The sequence below is a fragment of the Cryobacterium sp. 10C3 genome (genome assembly GCF_034314285.1).
Classification (GTDB): Bacteria; Actinomycetota; Actinomycetes; order Actinomycetales; family Microbacteriaceae; genus Cryobacterium; species Cryobacterium glucosi.
The window spans coordinates 2,628,153-2,644,515 of record NZ_JAVIWF010000002.1 but is presented as its reverse complement, the minus strand read 5'-3'; the positions used below and the strand labels follow the sequence as shown (position 1 = coordinate 2,644,515).

At 69.9% G+C, this 16,363-nt stretch carries 17 protein-coding genes, 1 tRNA gene and 1 pseudogene; 16 read left to right on the top strand and 3 right to left on the bottom strand.

The window, feature by feature from the left end; translation table 11 throughout:
• Positions 1-2 precede the first annotated feature (2 nt).
• The 4 genes from RGU41_RS13480 (at position 3) to RGU41_RS13465 (ending at position 3,757) form a co-directional block, all read left to right on the top strand.
• Positions 3-1,223 carry a DNA polymerase III subunit delta' gene (locus RGU41_RS13480; protein ID WP_322136507.1) on the top strand — a complete coding sequence of 407 codons (1,221 nt, stop codon included), beginning with the start codon at positions 3-5 and terminating at the stop codon, positions 1,221-1,223.
• 99 nt (positions 1,224-1,322) lie between these two features.
• Positions 1,323-2,918 carry an alpha/beta hydrolase gene (locus tag RGU41_RS13475; RefSeq protein ID WP_322136506.1) on the top strand — a complete coding sequence of 532 codons (1,596 nt, stop codon included), beginning with the start codon at positions 1,323-1,325 and terminating at the stop codon, positions 2,916-2,918.
• A gap of 75 nt (positions 2,919-2,993) precedes the next feature.
• Entirely contained in the window at positions 2,994-3,632 is a 639-nt protein-coding gene (locus tag RGU41_RS13470) for a TetR/AcrR family transcriptional regulator (RefSeq protein ID WP_322136505.1), read from the top strand.
• A gap of 52 nt (positions 3,633-3,684) precedes the next feature.
• A tRNA-Thr gene (locus RGU41_RS13465) sits at positions 3,685-3,757 on the top strand.
• Positions 3,758-3,808: 51 nt separating this feature from the next.
• On the opposite strand, the gene RGU41_RS13460 is transcribed toward RGU41_RS13465, so the two are convergent.
• Positions 3,809-4,381 (bottom strand): hypothetical protein, encoded by a 573-nt coding sequence (locus RGU41_RS13460; RefSeq protein WP_322136504.1) that lies wholly within the window; start codon positions 4,379-4,381, stop codon positions 3,809-3,811.
• A 448-nt stretch (positions 4,382-4,829) separates the two neighbouring features.
• Between RGU41_RS13460 and RGU41_RS13455 the strand changes: the two genes are divergently transcribed.
• The 4 genes from RGU41_RS13455 (at position 4,830) to RGU41_RS13440 (ending at position 6,976) form a co-directional block, all read left to right on the top strand.
• Positions 4,830-5,387, top strand: coding sequence for a hypothetical protein (locus RGU41_RS13455; protein WP_322136503.1), 558 nt, complete (start codon positions 4,830-4,832; stop codon positions 5,385-5,387).
• Between the two features lie 177 nt (positions 5,388-5,564).
• Entirely contained in the window at positions 5,565-5,825 is a 261-nt protein-coding gene (locus RGU41_RS13450) for a hypothetical protein (RefSeq protein ID WP_134447036.1), read from the top strand.
• A 71-nt stretch (positions 5,826-5,896) separates the two neighbouring features.
• Positions 5,897-6,118, top strand: a complete 222-nt coding sequence (locus RGU41_RS13445; RefSeq protein ID WP_322136502.1) for a hypothetical protein — start codon at positions 5,897-5,899, stop codon at positions 6,116-6,118.
• Positions 6,119-6,187: 69 nt separating this feature from the next.
• Positions 6,188-6,976: an alpha/beta fold hydrolase gene (locus tag RGU41_RS13440; protein WP_322136501.1), complete on the top strand. Its 789-nt coding sequence runs from the start codon at positions 6,188-6,190 to the stop codon at positions 6,974-6,976.
• 120 nt (positions 6,977-7,096) lie between these two features.
• Here RGU41_RS13440 and RGU41_RS13435 read toward each other — a convergent pair whose 3' ends face one another.
• Positions 7,097-7,597, bottom strand: coding sequence for a 2'-5' RNA ligase family protein (locus RGU41_RS13435; RefSeq protein ID WP_322136500.1), 501 nt, complete (start codon positions 7,595-7,597; stop codon positions 7,097-7,099).
• 15 nt (positions 7,598-7,612) lie between these two features.
• Positions 7,613-8,518, bottom strand: coding sequence for a LysR family transcriptional regulator (locus RGU41_RS13430; RefSeq protein WP_322136499.1), 906 nt, complete (start codon positions 8,516-8,518; stop codon positions 7,613-7,615).
• A gap of 116 nt (positions 8,519-8,634) precedes the next feature.
• Here RGU41_RS13430 and alsS point away from each other — a divergent pair, with 116 nt between their 5' ends.
• The 8 genes and pseudogenes from alsS to RGU41_RS13390 all read left to right on the top strand — a co-directional run bounded on the left by alsS (position 8,635) and on the right by RGU41_RS13390 (position 16,320).
• Positions 8,635-10,425: an acetolactate synthase AlsS gene (gene alsS / locus RGU41_RS13425; RefSeq protein ID WP_322136498.1), complete on the top strand. Its 1,791-nt coding sequence runs from the start codon at positions 8,635-8,637 to the stop codon at positions 10,423-10,425.
• A complete protein-coding gene (budA, locus tag RGU41_RS13420; RefSeq protein WP_322136497.1) occupies positions 10,422-11,156 on the top strand; it encodes an acetolactate decarboxylase in 735 nt (244 codons plus the stop codon). Before alsS ends, budA begins: the two co-directional genes overlap by 4 nt.
• Positions 11,157-11,257: 101 nt before the next feature.
• A pseudogene (gene hemG, locus RGU41_RS13415) lies at positions 11,258-11,914 on the top strand (protoporphyrinogen oxidase); the annotation flags it as partial.
• Between the two features lie 59 nt (positions 11,915-11,973).
• Positions 11,974-12,852: a protoporphyrinogen oxidase gene (gene hemG / locus RGU41_RS13410; RefSeq protein WP_322137356.1), complete on the top strand. Its 879-nt coding sequence runs from the start codon at positions 11,974-11,976 to the stop codon at positions 12,850-12,852.
• Positions 12,849-14,051, top strand: a complete 1,203-nt coding sequence (locus RGU41_RS13405; RefSeq protein WP_322136496.1) for a TIGR04053 family radical SAM/SPASM domain-containing protein — start codon at positions 12,849-12,851, stop codon at positions 14,049-14,051. Before hemG (RGU41_RS13410) ends, RGU41_RS13405 begins: the two co-directional genes overlap by 4 nt.
• Positions 14,048-15,136, top strand: coding sequence for a ferrochelatase (locus tag RGU41_RS13400; protein ID WP_322136495.1), 1,089 nt, complete (start codon positions 14,048-14,050; stop codon positions 15,134-15,136). Before RGU41_RS13405 ends, RGU41_RS13400 begins: the two co-directional genes overlap by 4 nt.
• Before the next feature lie 177 nt (positions 15,137-15,313).
• Entirely contained in the window at positions 15,314-15,898 is a 585-nt protein-coding gene (locus RGU41_RS13395) for a hypothetical protein (RefSeq protein WP_322136494.1), read from the top strand.
• Positions 15,895-16,320, top strand: coding sequence for a hypothetical protein (locus RGU41_RS13390; RefSeq protein WP_322136493.1), 426 nt, complete (start codon positions 15,895-15,897; stop codon positions 16,318-16,320). The genes RGU41_RS13395 and RGU41_RS13390 overlap by 4 nt, the downstream gene beginning before the upstream one ends.
• Positions 16,321-16,363 lie beyond the last annotated feature (43 nt).

Genomic DNA, 16,363 nt, shown 5'->3' with positions numbered 1-16,363 from the left:
GAATGAGCGTGTGGGACAACCTGACCGGCCAGGCGGATGCGATCGCGATCTTCCGCGCCGCCGCCGCGCCGCAGCAGAGCGCGGTTGACGCCCCCGCGAGCACCGCCGGCAGCACCGCCGGCAGCGCCGTCGCCTCCGGCTCCTCGGCTTCGAGCACCTCCGCGTCCATGACGCACGCCTGGCTCATCACGGGCCCGCCCGGTTCGGGCCGGTCCAACCTGGCCTTCGCCTTCGCCGCCGCCCTCCTCAGCCCGGGAACGCCAGCCGAAGACGCGACCGCCGAACGGCTCGTGGAGGCCCGCACCCACCCCGACCTCGTCGTGCTCGCCACCGAGGGCGTCATCATCAAGATGGAATCCGTCAAGGAGGCCGTCAAACGCTCCCAGTATTCGCCCTCGGTCGGCCGATACCGGGTCATCGTCGTCGAAGACGCCGACCGCATGGTCGAGCGCACCTCCAATGTGCTGCTCAAGGCCCTCGAAGAGCCGCCGGAACGTACCGTGTGGATCCTCTGCGCCCCGAGTGAGGCCGACCTGTTGCCGACCATCCGGTCCCGGGTGCGCACGGTCAGGTTGCGCGTCCCGAGCGTCGCCGACGTCGCCGCGCTTCTTGTCGCGCGCGAGGGGGTCGACCCTGTCATCGCCGAGCGCTGCGCCCGCGAAGCACAGAGCCACATCGGCATGGCGCGGCGGCTGGCCACGAACCCCGAGGCCCGCGAACGGCGCGAGGAAACCCTGAAGGCCGCGCTCGGCATCCGTGGGGTGTCGCACGCAGTGAACGCCGCGGCGCGACTGCTCGCGATCGCCGGTGACGACGCGAAGGCGATCACCCTCGAGCGGGACGCCGCCGAACGCGAGGGTGTGCTCCGCTCCCTCGGCGTCGAGCCCGGCAAGTCGGTGCCGCCCGCGCTCCGCGGCCAGATCAAGGCGCTGGAAGACGACCAGAAACGGCGGGCCACCCGGAGCCTGCGCGACGGGCTCGACCGGATCCTCGTGGATCTGACCTCGCTGTACCGGGATGTGATCATGGTACAGTTCGGCCGCGAGAATGAAGTGATCAACCGCGAGCTCCTCGTCGGAGTGCGCGCCGCAGCGGCGGCGTGCGCGACCGTCACGACGCTCGCGACACTGGACGCCATCGCGATCGCGCGGCAGAGAATTGAATCCAATGTGGCACCGGCCCTGGCCCTCGAGGCAATGCTGGTGTCCGCCATCCGGCGATGAAGCGATGACTACGACGATGACCGCACGATGCCACCGCCCACGCGCGGCGCTCGTGAGAGCCTGAACCGCCTGCATGACCAGACCAGTAAAGAGGAACCGTTGACCACACGCATCCGCCAGCGCCCGGTGTCGAACGGCCCGGTGTCGAATGGCACCCGGACGCGCCGCCCGGCCGCCCGCCGCTTCGCGATCCTGGCCGCCGCCGTCGTCGTCACGATGGGGCTCAGCGGATGCGTGCCCGCGTTCCTGCCGCAACCCTCGGCCTCGACGTCGTCCCCCACCGGGGAGAGCGTCAGCAGCGCCCTCGACCCGTTCTACAACCAGGTGCTCACCTGGACCGACTGCGGTAACAGCCTGCAGTGCACCACCGCGAAGGCCCCGCTCGACTGGAGCGCGCCCGGAACCGACACCGTCGACCTCGCCCTCGTGCGGCACGTCGCGACCGGCACCCGGGTCGGCTCGCTTCTGGTCAACCCCGGCGGTCCCGGCGGCTCCGGGTACGACTTCGTGAAGGGGTCCCTCGACTACGCCACGGATGCGAAGCTGCAGGCCGGATTCGACATCGTCGGGTTCGACCCGCGCGGCGTCGGGCGCTCGTCAGCGGTGAAGTGTTACGGGGCTGCCGAGATGGACCAGTACCTGTACGCCATCCCGACAGCAGCCCGCGGCACGGATGCCTGGATCCAGGAGGTCGAGAAGTCCTCGACCGACTTCGGAGCCGCCTGCGCCACCAACACCGGCGCCCTCCTCGCCCACGTCGACACCGTGAGCGCCGCCCACGACCTCGACATGCTGCGTGCCGTGCTCGGCGATGCCCAGCTCAACTACCTCGGCTATTCCTACGGCACCTTCCTCGGCGCCACCTACGCCAACCTGTTCCCGGACAAGGTCGGCCGCCTCGTCCTCGATGGAGCCCTCGACCCGTCCACGAGCAACGCCGAGGTGACCCGGGTGCAGGCCGTCGGCTTCGAGAGCGCGCTACGCTCCTACCTCGCCGATTGCCTCGCTGGATCGAAGTGCCCGTTCAACGGCACCGTCGACCAGGCGATGACCACCATCTCCGCGCTGCTCGACTCGGTCGACCGGAGCCCGATCGCCGCGAGCGATGGCCGGATGCTCGGCGCCAACACGCTGTTGACCGCCATCATCTACCCGCTGTACCAGGCGTCGGCGTGGCCGAACTTGAGCGAGATGCTGTCGAGCGTGATGCAGGGCAACACCAAGATCGCCTTCCAGTTCGCGGATGCCTACAACGGCCGTAACTCCGACGGGACATACCTCGACAATTCGACCGAGGCCTTCCTGGCGATCAACTGCCTCGACTACAGCTACAACGACGACCCGGCCGTGATGCGCGCCGACGCCGCGGCCATCGAGGCAGCAGCGCCGGTCATCGGCAAGTACATGGCCTACGGCGACACCGGCTGTGCGAACTGGCCGGACAAGTTCACCGGAACCCGCGCCGAGATCCACGCGCCGGGAGCGGCGCCGATCCTCGTCGTCGGCACGACGAACGACCCGGCGACCCCGTACGTGTGGGCGCAGAGCCTGGCCAGGCAGCTCGACAGTGCGCAGCTCGTCACGTACGCGGGCGAGGGGCACACCGCGTACAACAAGTCCAATGCCTGCGTGAACAACGCGGTGGACTCCTACCTGCTGCAGGGGACGGTGCCGGCCACCGACCCGAAGTGCTGATGTGCGGGGGCGGCCGTGCGGCATCCGGTTACGACTCGAGGACTGCACATTTGCGCGTCGTGTAAGAATGTGACCATGGTGGATGTTGCGGAAGAACCCGGCCTGCGTGAACGGAAACGTCTGGCGACCCACCGGGCCATCCAACTCGCTGTGCTCACGCTCGCGTCCGAGCGCGGGGTCGACAAGGTCACCGTCGAGGACATCAGCCGGATCGCCGATGTGTCCGCGCGCACCTTCTTCAACTACTTCCCGTCGAAGGACGCTGCCCTCGCCGGTGACGATCTCACCCTCGGTTCCGAGGCGGAGATCGAGGACTTCGTACACAGGAGCCCGTCCGGTGACATCCTCGCCGACCTCGCGGTGCTGCTCTCGACCAGCGTGCAGAATTCCCAGGATGACCGGGAGATTCACCAGCTGCGGCGTCAGGTAATGAAGGAGAACCCCTACCTGTTCGGCATGCGGATGGCCACTCTCCGCAGCTTCGAGGGACACCTCGACGACGTGATCAGCCGGCGCCTCGCGGCGGACGATCCCGTGCTCGCCGCCGACCCGATCGCGCTGCACCAGCGCGCCCTGCTGCTCACGCTCGTCGCGGTCGCAGCCCTGCGACACGCCTGGCGCTGCTGGGCCGAGGGAGACGAGTCGGAGCCGCTCGCCGATCGGGTGCGGGCGTCGTTCGCGGGGCTGTACGAATTGACCCTCCGGACCAGCTAAGCTTTGTTGCTGTGTCACCGCGCGTTTCCGGAAGGAATCATTCGGGCGTCACGCCGCCTTAGCTCAGTTGGTAGAGCATCTCACTCGTAATGAGAAGGTCGTCAGTTCGATTCTGACAGGCGGCTCCCTTTCCTCATCGCCCGGCCCACTCTCGTCGTGCTGCCGATGTGCTCGTGCTATCGGTCTGCGAGGAGCAGGTTGAGTCGCCTTCCCGCCGGCGCGGTTAGCTTGTCCGTGCCCATCAGCTGGGCATCGTTCAAATAGGTGAGGTCGTCGACGGTGACGCCGAATCGGGCGGCCACGTCGGCGCGGTATTCATTCGTTGCGGCGGTATAGCCCGCGGGCTTGCCGTCGATGACGTCGACCGTGCCCCGGGCGCCGGGCGTCGCACCGGAGTCCATGGGGTTGAGATAGCCGCGGAGCGGCGTGAAGGTCCAACGGATGTCGGCGCGCGCGACGACGGCCTCACGGCAGTCCGGGTCGGTCGTGTCCGGTTGGGCGGGGGTTGTGACCAGAATGACCTGGTCGATTCCGCTGGGATCTCCGCTGAGGATGCTGAGGTCACCCCAGCCGTAGGCGCCGCTTCCGCTCGTGAACGGCCCGAAGTCCATGCGGAAGCCGCTGTCGTAGCAGGTTTGGTTCGCCGGTATGGGCTGGGTCGCGGTCACCGCGTCGACCGTTGCCGCTGCCGGAATGACGAGGTCATCGATGTGGAGCGTGAGCTCGGTTCCGTGGAAATCGAAGCTCACATTGCCGGTAGTACCGTTGTCGGACGTCAGCGTGCCCGTTCCGATGGTCCCGGTCGGGAGCGTCCCCGGAACGCCAGGTTGTGTTGCTCGGTGAATCCGCGAATGCAGACGGCGTTGGGGCTGGCGTGCCGATGGCCCCGCCGCTCGAGCAGCCCGTAAGAGCCACCAGCACCGATATCAACCCGCATGTTGCCGCGATTCCGCGCATCCCATACTCCCGTGTGCAGATCCTTAGGGATGGAACACCTTCACCCCGGCCCTCGGAGGAGCCGGCACCGAGCCCGAGTCTTCATGTCTGGGACGCCGGTGGTTCATTGGCCAGCCATCGGGCCTTCCTAGATTGCGAGAGGGGGCGAGCGCCCCACGAGGGGGTTCACGGGTGGATGCGGGGCTCGCAACACGACAGGTGTGGTGGGCGCGGGCATCCGTGCAGGCGACGCGGATCGGTGTGATCGCGATCGGAGCCGCACTGCCGTGGTTGCCGTTCATCGTCTGGCTGGGCCAGCCAGACCGGAATTTGCTCGGGCCCATGGGCCGCACGGGCGTCATCGTCACCGTCGTGCTGCAGTGTCTCTCCGTGGTGGTCGGGCTCGTCTTCGTCGTTGTGATGTCCGCCTGGACCGAAACCCGCGGGTGGCAGGCGGCCCGAATCTGGGGCTCGATCGCGTTCGTCTGGGGCATTCCGCTTGCCTGGCTCGCGGCGGTCGTGTGGCCCGACGGGGTCTGGCCCCGGGAATCCGGCCTGCCGCTGATCGTGTTCGGGGTGATCTGCGTGATCCTGATCGTGCCTGCGCTGATCAACCCGCGCCGGACCGGCCTGGTGGCTGTCATCGGCACGATCCTGCCCCTGGTCATCCTCTTCGCCGATCATCGCTTCGACAATCTCCGTCCCTGCGGTCTTCATCCTGCTCGGCCCGGCGACGGCGTACTGCGTCGCTGTGTCCCTCAGTGCTTCCGCGGCCGCCTTCGCCAGAATCTGACGCTCCGAGCGTTGCTGTTGCCGTGATCTCTCCGGACGCACTGGCCGCCGACATCTCAGGGACCGTCGAGCAGAGGTCCCGGCGCTTCGTCGACCGTCCCTATCGCTCGGGGGAAGCGGCGGTACGGTCTGCGCGATGGCCGGTTCGCGCGCGAACGAACCGCTCACCCTCCTGTCCCAGCGTCGGAACCGAGAGAGGCAATCATGACAACGGTGTTGATATTCCACGAGGTCGATGACGTCGAGCACTGGCTCAACTCACCCCGGCGGGACGAGGTGTTCGGGCCGCTCGGCATCAGCATCCAGACCTTCATCGACCCGACCGACGACCACAGGGTCGGCCTGATCGCCGACGTGCCCGACATGGACGTCTTCCAGCGGGTGATGGCGTCCGAAGTCGCGGCTGAGGCGATGCAGTTCGACGGCGTCCGCCCGGAAACCGTCGTGATGATGGTCGAGGGCTGACGATGTATGCCCGAATCAGCACCTTCAGGACCGGCCCAGACACCGACCCCCACGCGAATGAGAATGCGACCATGCTGCGGGTGCTCGCGAACCCCGGCTGCCGCGGCATGTACTTCCTGAAAGGCACGGAGACCGACACGGCCCTGGCCATCACGCTCTGGGACTCGGAGGACTCCCTCGCGGGGAGCAGGGAGCCCGCAGAGTCGATTCGCGCCGACTCGAGCGCCGAACAGCACCTGACGATCGTCGACGTCGAGGAATTCGAGGTGACGGCGAGCACCTTCATCGGCTGAGGCCTGCGGCGCCCTCCCCGGTGCGCTCGTTACGATGGGGGAGTCCCAGGCCCCGCTCGGAAGGCATCCATGGAGTACGCCCTCGCGCCCGACCGCGCCCGCATCGCCTGGTCGTCGACCGGCGGTAACGCGACAGGTGACCCCGTCGTCCTGGTCGCGGGACAGGGCGTCTCGAGCCGGTCCTGGTCTCCGCTGCTGCCGACGCTCGGTGCCCGGCACCGGGTGATCACATTCGACACGCGCGGGGTCGGCGACAGCGAGCCCGGCGCCGACGCGCGCTTCACGACGGCGGCGCTCGCCGAGGACATCGTCGCCGTTCTGGACGCCGCGGGGATCGACAGGGCGCACGTGTACGGGCACTCGATGGGCGGCCGGGTCGCGCAGTGGTTCGCGATCAACCGCCTCGATCGCCTGGGCGCCCTCGTGCTCGGCGCGACGAGCGGCGGCGATGACCGCGGCCTGACCCGCACGGCTGACGTCGCCCAGCGCATGGCCCGTGGCGACGCGCTCTCCATGGGTCCGCTGTTCTTCACGGATGCCTTCATCGCGTCCCACCCGGAGCTCGTCGCGGCCATGTTCGTACGACCGACCTCGGTCCACACCCGGCGCCTCCTGTTCGGCGCGAGCACCGCGCACGACGCCTGGGACCACCTCCCCGGGATCACCGCGCCGACGCTCGTGCTGCACGGCGACGCCGACGAGGTCACTCCTCCCGGGAACGGCGAACGCCTCGCCGAACATATTCCGAATGCCGCATTCGGGGAGCTGCCCGGGCTCCGGCACGGCTACTTCCTCGAGAGCGCGTGGGCGACGGATGCCGTCCTCAGGTTCTTCGCGGCGCATCCGCTCGCCGCCTGACGCAGCTTTTCTCCTCGCGCACCCCCTGCGCCGCTTCGCGCCAGGCATGCCGGGCGCGAAGCGGCGCAACGGGCGCGCCTGCGCTGCGTTGCGACACGTGACGCGTGCCGGCCGCCGAAGCTAGGGGCGGGCCGAGTGCGAGCGCGGGCGCAGCGGGATCGTCGCGAGCACGGCGCGACCGGCCGGGTCGGCCCGGGGCGCCATGTCGACGAGAGCAATCTGGCCGAGTTCGAGGATGTCGCCGGTATTCACCCGCGCGTGGTGCTTGTCGGTGACGTGCGCCCGGAACTCGGTTCCGGTGAACGCCGCCTCCCCTGGCGCAGCCGCGAACGGCCGCACGGCCGCGACCACGAGGTCGTGCAGCGCGGTCAGCCCGGGGTGGGGTTCAAGCACGGTCACGGGAATGTCGTGGCGGCGCCCGAAGCGTTCCGCGCCGCCGGCGACCACGCTCAGCGCGGGCGCGGCGGATGCCGAGGCCGCGAGAGCCTCCCTGATCGCGCCGGGCGCGGCATCCGTCAGGAACGGCGCCAGCACCGTCACGTGCAGGGGCCAGTCGCGCACCAGGAAGGTGGCGCCGACAGCGAGCGGCGTGAGCGGGAGGACCACGACGAGCCGGGGCATCAGCGCATCACCGCATCACCGGATCGCGCCGGTCTCGTCGTCGGCGAGGGCAAGGTCGATGAAGGCCCGCACCGCCGCCGAGAGCCGCCGGGTGCGCGACGCCGCGAGGTAGACGGTGAAGTCGGGCATGCCCGCGACGGGGAGGCGTCGCACGTTGCGGGCGTCCCGGGCGGCGAATTCGGGCAGCAGGGCGACGCCGAGCCCGTTGGTCACGTATTCGGCGGCGGTGCCGATGTCGGAGACCTCGATCATCACCCGGCGTTCGAGGCCGGCCGCGGCGAAGGTCTCGTCCACGATCTGCCGGCTCGCGTAGCCGGGCGGCAGGTCGATGAATTCCTCGGGGGCGAGGTCGTCGAGATGGTCGAGGCCGACGTGCCCGGCCGTGGCGAGGCGGTGATCGGCCGGGACCACGAGCACCATCGGCGAGGAGGAGATCGGCGCGGCCACGAGCTGGGTGGGCACCGGTCCGCTGAGCGAGAGGAAGGCGAGGTCGAGTTCGCCGGTCGCGAGCTCGTCGAGGAGCCCGGCCGAACCGCGCCTGGCCGCGCGCAGCCGCACCCCGACCCCCGGGTGGCCGGTGCGGAACAGCCCGAGCAGTCGCGGCACGTTGACGAGGGTGACCGAGGTCATCAGGCCGATCACGATCGACCCCGTGATCGCGTGGGTGGTCTCCTCGGCGGCATCGCGCACCCCGTTCACGGCATCGAGCGCCTCGCGCACCTTGGGCAGCAACAGCTCGCCCGTCGAGGTGAGCCGGATCTGCCTGCGGCTGCGGTCGAAGAGCTCGACGCCGAGTTCGTTCTCGAGCGACCGCACCCCCGCGGACACCGCGGACTGCGCGATCGTGAGCCGATCGGCGGCGCGCGTGAAGCTCAGTTCACTCGCCACCGCGCTGAAGAATTCGAACTGTCGCACATCCACTCGTGCATCATCTCATTTACAGATCGTTTCCATCACCATTCGGCGTTGTTTCTTATCTGTCAGAGCGGGACGATAGATACAGGGAGCCGCTCGAACGGCGAACCGGAAGGCATGACGTGACGAACAATTCAACTGTCCTGGGCAGCGGCCCCGTGGCGGACACCCCGATCCAGGCGGATGCCCGGGTCGAGACCGATCCTCATTCCGCGGTCCCCTCGCTAACAGATGGCCTCGGCGGGCCCGCCGCGCCCCGGCGGTCGGCCGACCGGGTCGTCGAGGTGCTCAAGGCCCACGGGGTGAAATGGGTGTTCGGCGTTCCCGGCGCCAAGATCGACCCCGTCTACGACGCCCTCGTCGACGACGGCCCCGAACTCATCGTCTGCCGGCACGAGCAGAATGCGGCCTTCATGGCCGCGGCCGTCGGCCGGCTGAGCGGCCAGCCCGGGGTCGTGCTCGTCACGAGCGGGCCCGGCACCTCCAACCTCGCGACCGGCCTGCTCACGGCCACGACAGAGGGCGACCCGATGGTCGCGATCTGCGGCGCGGTCTCCCGCGCCGACCGGCTCAAGCGCACCCACCAGTCCATGGACGCCGTCGGCATGCTCTCCGCCGTGACCAAGTCCGCAGGCGAGGTCAGCGTCGCCGACAACGTGCCGGAGGCCATCGCCAACGCGTTCCGACGCGCGACCCAGGAGCCCAAGGGCGCCGCCGCCGTCGTGCTCCCGTATGACGTGCTCGTCGACACGACGACCGTGTCGATGACGGGACCGCACTGGGTGCCGCGCCTCGGCGCCGCCCCGGCGGAGAGCGTCACGCGCGCGGCCGCACTGCTGATGGGCGCGAAGTTCCCGGTCATCCTCGCCGGCGCACGCGCAGGGTCCGACCGCGCGACCGTTGCCCTGCATCGCCTTCTCGGCGTCGCCGACCTGCCCGTCGTCGAGACGTTCCAGGCGGCCGGCGTGCTGTCCCACGAGCTCGAAGAGCACTACCTCGGCCGGGTGGGCCTGTTCCGCAACCAGCCGGGCGACATCCTGTTGCACAAGGCCGACCTCATCCTCGCGATCGGCTACGACTTCGTCGAGTACGAGCCCTCGAAGTGGAACAAGGACCACCAGCGCCGGATCATCCACCTCGACGAGCTCTCCGCAGACCTCGACGACTACTACCGCCCGACGGTCGAGCTGCGCGGCGACGTCGCCGAGACCATCGACGCGCTCGCCCGGCAGATCGACGGCCTCGAGCTCAGTGCCGCGGCATCCGCTGTTGTCGCCACCGAACGGGCCCGCCTCGCCGAGGCCGACGAACCGCACTGGAACGACGACGAGTCGGAGGGTGTGCACCCCGCGGCCCTGACCCTCGCGATGCGCAACCTGCTGCCCGATGACACGACCGTGCTGTGCGACGTCGGGTCGCACTACATCTACATGGCCAGGCACTTCCGTACCTATCACCCGCGCACCCTGCTCTTCTCCAACGGGCAGCAGACCCTCGGCGTCGCCCTGCCGTGGGCGATCGCCGCGACCCTCGTGCGGCCGGGCACCCCGGTCGTCTCCGTCTCGGGCGACGGCGGGTTCCTCTACTCGGCGATGGAACTCGAGACCGCGGTGCGCCTCGGCTCGACGTTCACCCACGTGATCTTCAACGACGGCACCTACGACATGGTCGCGTTCCAGCAGCAGGGCAAGTACGGCCGCACCTCCGGCGTGCAGCTCGGCGACTACGACGCGGTCAAGTACGCCGAATCCTTCGGCGCCCACGGCTACCGGGTCACGCACCTCGACGACTTCGCGGGCGTGCTGAAACAGGCTATGGCCGAGCCAGGTCCGAGCATCATCGACGTGCGCGTCGACTACCGAAACAACCGGGATGAGCTCATGGCTGATCTGGAAAGCGATGTGCTGCAGTGAGTGAATTCACGGTCTCCCGACACGAGATCTTCCAGACGAGCCTGATGAGCGCCCTGCTCGACGGCGTGTACGAGGGCGAGATGACCGTGCGCGACCTGCTCGGCCACGGCAGCTTCGGCATCGGCACCTTCAACGGGCTCGACGGCGAGATGCTGATCCTCGACGGCAGCTGCTATCAGCTGCGTGCCGACGGCGGAGTCTCCAAGGCCGATCTCGGCGCGCACACCCCGTACGCGGTCGTCACGAACTTCGTCCCCCACGTCGAGAGCGATCTGCCGGAGGGTGTCCTGCGCGCGGAGGCATCCGCCTTCATCGACCACATGACCTCGTCGGAGAACTACATGTACGCGCTGCGGATCGACGCCGAGTTCGAGTGGATCACCATGCGCACGGTCGTCAAGCAGGAGAAGCCGTATCGCCCGATGGTCGAGGCCACCGATGAGGACGCGATCGTCGAGCTGCACAACGTGACCGGCACGATCGTAGGCTTCCGCACCCCGCTCTACGAGCAGGGCATCGGCGTTCCCGGCTGCCACGCCCACTTCGTCACCGACGACCGCAGCGCCGGCGGCCACGTGCTCGACTTCAAGCTGAAGTCCGGCCACGCCGCCCTCTGCCTCGGCACCGACCTGCGCCTGCAGCTGCCGCTGACGGATGCCTTCCGCGACGCCAATCTCTCGCCAGACGACCTCGAGTGGCAGCTGCAGAAGACCGAGGCGCACGCCAAGTAGGCGTTGCTGTGGTCTCGGGTCACGGGGGCGCGGCAGAACGGGACGCCGACACTAGTGTCGGAAAACCCTTTCCTGCCGAGCCGTAGGATCGATGGAACGGTGTGCTCCAGCCTTCCGACTGTGCCGGTCCACCGGCAACGGAAGGACCATACGTGCTCTCTCGACCCCGGGCCGTCATCATCGGCGGCGGAATCAGCGGACTGGCGACAGCCCACTATCTGCACCAGTCTCTCGGGGACGGGGTCCTGATCACCGTGCTCGAGGCCTCCCCGCGCCTCGGCGGCAAGATCATCACCGAGGACTTCGCCGGGCACTCGGTCGACGCCGGCCCCGATGCGCTGATGGTGCGCGCACCCGTCGCCGTGAACCTCCTCACCGACCTGGGCCTCGCCGACCTCGTCGTCGCACCCGCGAGCGGGGGATCGCGGATCTGGTCCCGCGGACGCCTCCGCACGCTGCCCGCAGGAACCGTGTTCGGCATCCCCGACCGACTGCTGCCGCTGCTCCGGTCACGCCTGCTCTCCCCGCTCGGCTTCGCCCGGGTACTCCTCGACCTCGTGCTCCCCGCCGGGCGCACCCTGCCGGCCGATCCCACGATCGCCGAGATCGTGGTCCCGCGGATGGGCCACGAGGTCTTCGACCGGCTCGTCGACCCCCTCCTCGGCGGCATCCACGCCGGTCGCGCCGATGAGCTCAGCGCGCACAGCACCGCCCCCGACATCGAGGTGCTCGCCCGCGGTAAGCGCAGCCTGAACCTCGCGCTCCGCCGCCGGCGCCGCGCCGGGGCTGCGATGGCCGCCGCCGCGTCCCGCTCCGCATCCGTGCCCGTCGCCACCGCGGGGATGCCGCGGCCGGGTCCCGCGCGACGGCGCCCGCCGCAACGGCACCCCGGCTCGCCCGGGCCGGCGGGGCCACCCTCGTCACTGTCGAGGGCGGACTCGCCCGCCTCATCGACGCGCTCGCCGCGCGGGCGGCGAGCGACGACATCCGCCTCGGCACGGCCGCCACGAGTCTGGCCCGCGAGGGTGCCGGCTACCTCGTGGGTCTCTCCGACGGGACGAGTGCCGAGGCCGACGCCGTCGTGATCGCCACCCCCGCCTTTGTCGCCGCCGGCCTGCTCCTGGCCGAGAACCCCGTGCTCGGGGCCGCGCTCGCCGGGATCCCCTACACGGACGTCGCGACGATCTGCCTCGCCTACCCGCGCTCCGCGCTCGGTCGCCCGCTCGGCGGCAACGGGTTCCTGGTTCCGCCGGTCGAGGGCAAACTCGTAGTTGGCTGCACGTTCTCGAGCGAGAAATGGCCGCACCTCGCCGATGAGGAGACTGTCATCATCCGCTGCATGGTCGGGCGCGCCGGGGACACCCGCTGGGCCGGCTTCGACGACACGACCCTCGTCGCGCAGGTGCACGCCGAACTCGTCGAGGCGCTCGGGCTGACCGGGAGACCCACCAGCCACCACATCGAGCGCTGGCCGCTCGGGATGCCGCAATACGTCGTCGGGCACCAGGGCCGGCTCGACACCGCCGACCGGGAGCTCGCCGCGCTGCCCGGGGTGCACCTGACCGGATCGGGGTATCGCGGAGTCGGCCTCGCGAGTTGCGTCGCCGACGCCGAGCGGGTCGCCACCCGGATCGCCGAAAGCATCGCCGCCGGCACCATCGCCGCGGCGAAGGCACCGAGCGAGGTCGGCGCATGAGCATCGTCGACGAGACCAGAAGCCACGTGCTCGGCCACCCCGCCGTGCTGCCGACGCTGCCCGCCGCCCGGCGCGGCCCCGGCCCCGACTACTCGAAGCGCCCGATGCTCGTGTTCTGGGAGACGACCCGGGCCTGCGCCCTCGCCTGCAAGCACTGCCGCGCGAGCGCGACGATGCAGGCGCTGCCGGGTGAACTCACGACGGCCCAGGGCAAGGACCTGATCGACCAGATCGCCGGTTTCGGCCGGCCGTACCCGATCCTCGTGCTCACCGGCGGCGACTGCCTGATGCGCCCCGACCTGTTCGAACTCGTCGAATACGCCACCGGTCTCGGCCTGCCGACGGCCCTCTCGCCCTCGGTCACGCCCACCCTCACCGCCGCGATGATCGAGAAGATCGTCGCGAGCGGGGTGAAGGCCGTATCGATCAGCCTCGACGGTGCGAGCGCGCCGACCCATGAAGGCGTGCGCGGCATCCCCGGCCACTTCGAGGACACCGTCAACGCCATCCGCGCCCTCGCCTCGGCCGGGCTCAGCGTGCAGGTGAACACAACGGTGATGCGCGCGAACGTCGACGAACTGGCGGATGTCGCCGCCCTCATCTCGAACGCGGGCGCGGCCATCTGGGAGGTCTTCTTCCTGGTCCAGGTCGGACGCGGCGTCTCGACGGAGGCTGTCACGCCCGAGGAACACGAGGAGATCTGCCACTTCCTCTTCGATGCTTCCCAACACGGTTTCATCGTCCGCACGGTCGAGGCCCCGTTCTTCCGCCGGGTCGTCGCCCGGCGCCGCGCGGGAGACCCGGCGCCGGAGACCGCGCTATACCAGCGGCTGGCCGGCCGGCTCGAGTCCCTGATGGGGCCGCCGATCGGACTGCCCCGCGCGCAGACGGCGTCGACCCGCGACGGCAAGGGCATCGTCTTCGTCGCCTACGACGGCGAGGTCTACCCGGCCGGTTTCCTGCCGCTCGGCCTCGGCAATGTCGAAACGACCCCGCTCGCCGAGATCTATCGCGACAACCCGCTGCTCAAGCAGATCCGCGCGACCGAATTCAGCGGCCGTTGCGGCAGCTGCGAATACGCCGACCTCTGCGGCGGCTCGCGGGCGCGCGCCTTCGCCTCGAGCGGAGATCCCCTCGGCGAAGACCCGGCCTGCCCGTACCAGCCAGGCGCGGATGCTGCGGCCGGCCTGACGGCATGAGCGAGCCGGGGGAGGAGACCCAGCCTGACCGCGCATACGACGCCGTGCTCCTGCTCGGCTTCGGCGGCCCCGAGGGGCAGGACGACGTCATCCCCTTCCTCCGGAACGTCACCCGTGGTCGCGGCATCCCCGAGGAACGGCTCGAGACCGTCGCGACCCACTATCGGGCCTTCGGGGGAGTGAGCCCGGTCAACGGGCAGAACCGGGCCCTGCGGGCCGCCCTCGATGCGGAGTTGGTTGACCGGGGTGAGCCGCTGCCGGTGTACTGGGGCAACCGCAACTGGACGCCCCTGCTCGCGGACACCGTGCGGGCGGCATCCGCTGCCGGTCATACCCGGCTCCTCGCGATCACGACGAGCGCGTACAGCTCATACTCGAGCTGCCGCCAGTACCGTGAGGACATCGCCGGGGCCCTGACCGCGACCGGGCTCGACGCTACCGTGCGCATCGACGAGGTGCGCCCGTACTTCTACGAGTCCGGCTTCGTCCTGCCCTTCGTCGAGGGCGCGCGTGCCGCTCTCGCACGCCTCGCGGCGCGGGGCGTGCCGGTCGATCGCACCCAGGTGCTCTTCACGACGCACTCGATCCCGACAGCGGATGCCGACCGCAGCGGTCCGCGCGACGCCGGCTGGGGCACGGGTGGGGCCTACCTCGCCCAGCACCGGGCCGTCGCGGTCGCCGTGATGGCCGCCCTCGCCGAACCGGGAGCTGCCGCCCCCGATGCACCCCAGCCGGCCTGGTCGCTCGCCTTCCAGTCCCGCTCGGGCCCGCCGGCGATGCCGTGGCTCGAACCCGACGTCAACGACGCGCTCAGGGCGCTCGCCGCCGACGGGACCGAGGCAGTCGTGATCGTGCCGATCGGCTTCATCTCCGACCACATGGAGGTGCTCTGGGACCTCGACACCGAGGCCGCCGCCACCGCAGCCAGCCTCGGACTGGCGATGGAACGCGTCGCAACCCCCGGTGTCCACCCCGCCTTCGTCGCGGCCCTCGCCACCCTCGCCCTCGAGCGCCAGCACGGCCCCGTACTGTCCGGCTGCCCCGGCGGATGCTGCGAGAAGGGGGCCGGCCGTCCCGCACGCTAGTCCTGCCCGGCCCCGCACTGTTCCGAATTCAGGAGTTGAGGCGGTTCGCGCCCGAAACAAGCGTTTTCTCGGCTGAATCCGCCCTCAACTCCTGAATTCGGAACACCTGGGACGGGCGGGGCCGGGGACACTTGTAGTCTGGTTGCGATATTTCCCCCGGGCGAAGGCGCAGGCACGATGAACCAGATCGAGACGGATGCCGGGGCGCTGCCCCCGATCGAAGCCGAGCTGCAGCGGGTGGTCCGGCCCCGCGCCCGCGTCATCATCGACAACGACTTCTCCGGGGATCCGGACGGCCTCGTCCAGCTCGCGCACCACGTGCTGTCGCCGTCGGTCGAGATCCGGGCGATCATCGGTTCGCACCTGCGCCCCGGCGACCCGTTCGATCCCTCGGAGCAGACCTCGACGAACGCGGCCGCCGCCGCCGAAAAGGTCCTCGACCTGCTCGGGCGCACCGGGAGCATCCCGGTCATCGCCGGGTCGAACGTCGGACTCAGCGACCGGACCACGGCCATCCGCTCTGCCGCAACCGACCTGATCATCCGGGAGGCGCTCCGCGACGACACCGAGCTGCCGCTCTTCGTCGCGTGCGGCGCCGGGCTCACCGAGATCGCGAGCGCCTACCTGCTCGAGCCTCGGATCGCCGACCGGCTGACCCTGGTCTGGATCGGGGGCCCGAACACGACGGGATCGCGGCCGCGCCGCCGGGGACGAGCGGCGCGGAATACAACCTCGCCATCGACATCCGTGCGGCCCAGGTGATCTTCGACTCCCGGATTCCGCTCTGGCAGGTGCCGCGGGACGCCTACCGGCAGACGCTGTTCTCCTGGGCCGAGCTGCTCACCTCGGTGCGGCCGCACGGTGCGATCGGCCGGCACCTCTACGCGGCGCTCGCCGGGGTCGCGGACATGGCCGGGCGGCACGGGATCGACCTCGGTGAGACGTACATCCTCGGTGACAGCCCGCTCGTGCTGCTGACCGCGCTGCACTCCAGTTTCGAGCCTGACCCGTCTTCGAGTGCGTGGGTCACCCGCACCGCCCCACGGATCCTGCCGGACGGCAGCTACGACCCGACGCCGCGGCAGGGTCCGCGTCCGATCCGGGTCTACACCCGGCTTGACCTGCGCCTGCTCTTCGCCGACTTCACCGCCAAGCTCGCGGCCCACGCCGCGGCTGCGGGGTGACCTTTCCTGTCGAGAGTGCCAGGCATACCGGTGACTCTCGACC

Bases quoted from the DNA above. Each gene is read 5' to 3' on its own strand.
- RGU41_RS13480 (WP_322136507.1), top strand. From the start codon at position 3: ATGAGCGTGTGGGACAACCTGACCGGCCAGGCGGATGCGATCGCGATC.
- RGU41_RS13470 (WP_322136505.1), top strand. From the start codon at position 2,994: ATGGTGGATGTTGCGGAAGAACCCGGCCTGCGTGAACGGAAACGTCTG.
- RGU41_RS13450 (WP_134447036.1), top strand. From the start codon at position 5,565: ATGACAACGGTGTTGATATTCCACGAGGTCGATGACGTCGAGCACTGG.
- RGU41_RS13445 (WP_322136502.1), top strand. From the start codon at position 5,897: ATGCTGCGGGTGCTCGCGAACCCCGGCTGCCGCGGCATGTACTTCCTG.
- RGU41_RS13440 (WP_322136501.1), top strand. From the start codon at position 6,188: ATGGAGTACGCCCTCGCGCCCGACCGCGCCCGCATCGCCTGGTCGTCG.
- RGU41_RS13435 (WP_322136500.1), bottom strand. From the start codon at position 7,597: ATGCCCCGGCTCGTCGTGGTCCTCCCGCTCACGCCGCTCGCTGTCGGC.
- RGU41_RS13405 (WP_322136496.1), top strand. From the start codon at position 12,849: ATGAGCATCGTCGACGAGACCAGAAGCCACGTGCTCGGCCACCCCGCC.
- RGU41_RS13400 (WP_322136495.1), top strand. From the start codon at position 14,048: ATGAGCGAGCCGGGGGAGGAGACCCAGCCTGACCGCGCATACGACGCC.
- RGU41_RS13395 (WP_322136494.1), top strand. From the start codon at position 15,314: ATGAACCAGATCGAGACGGATGCCGGGGCGCTGCCCCCGATCGAAGCC.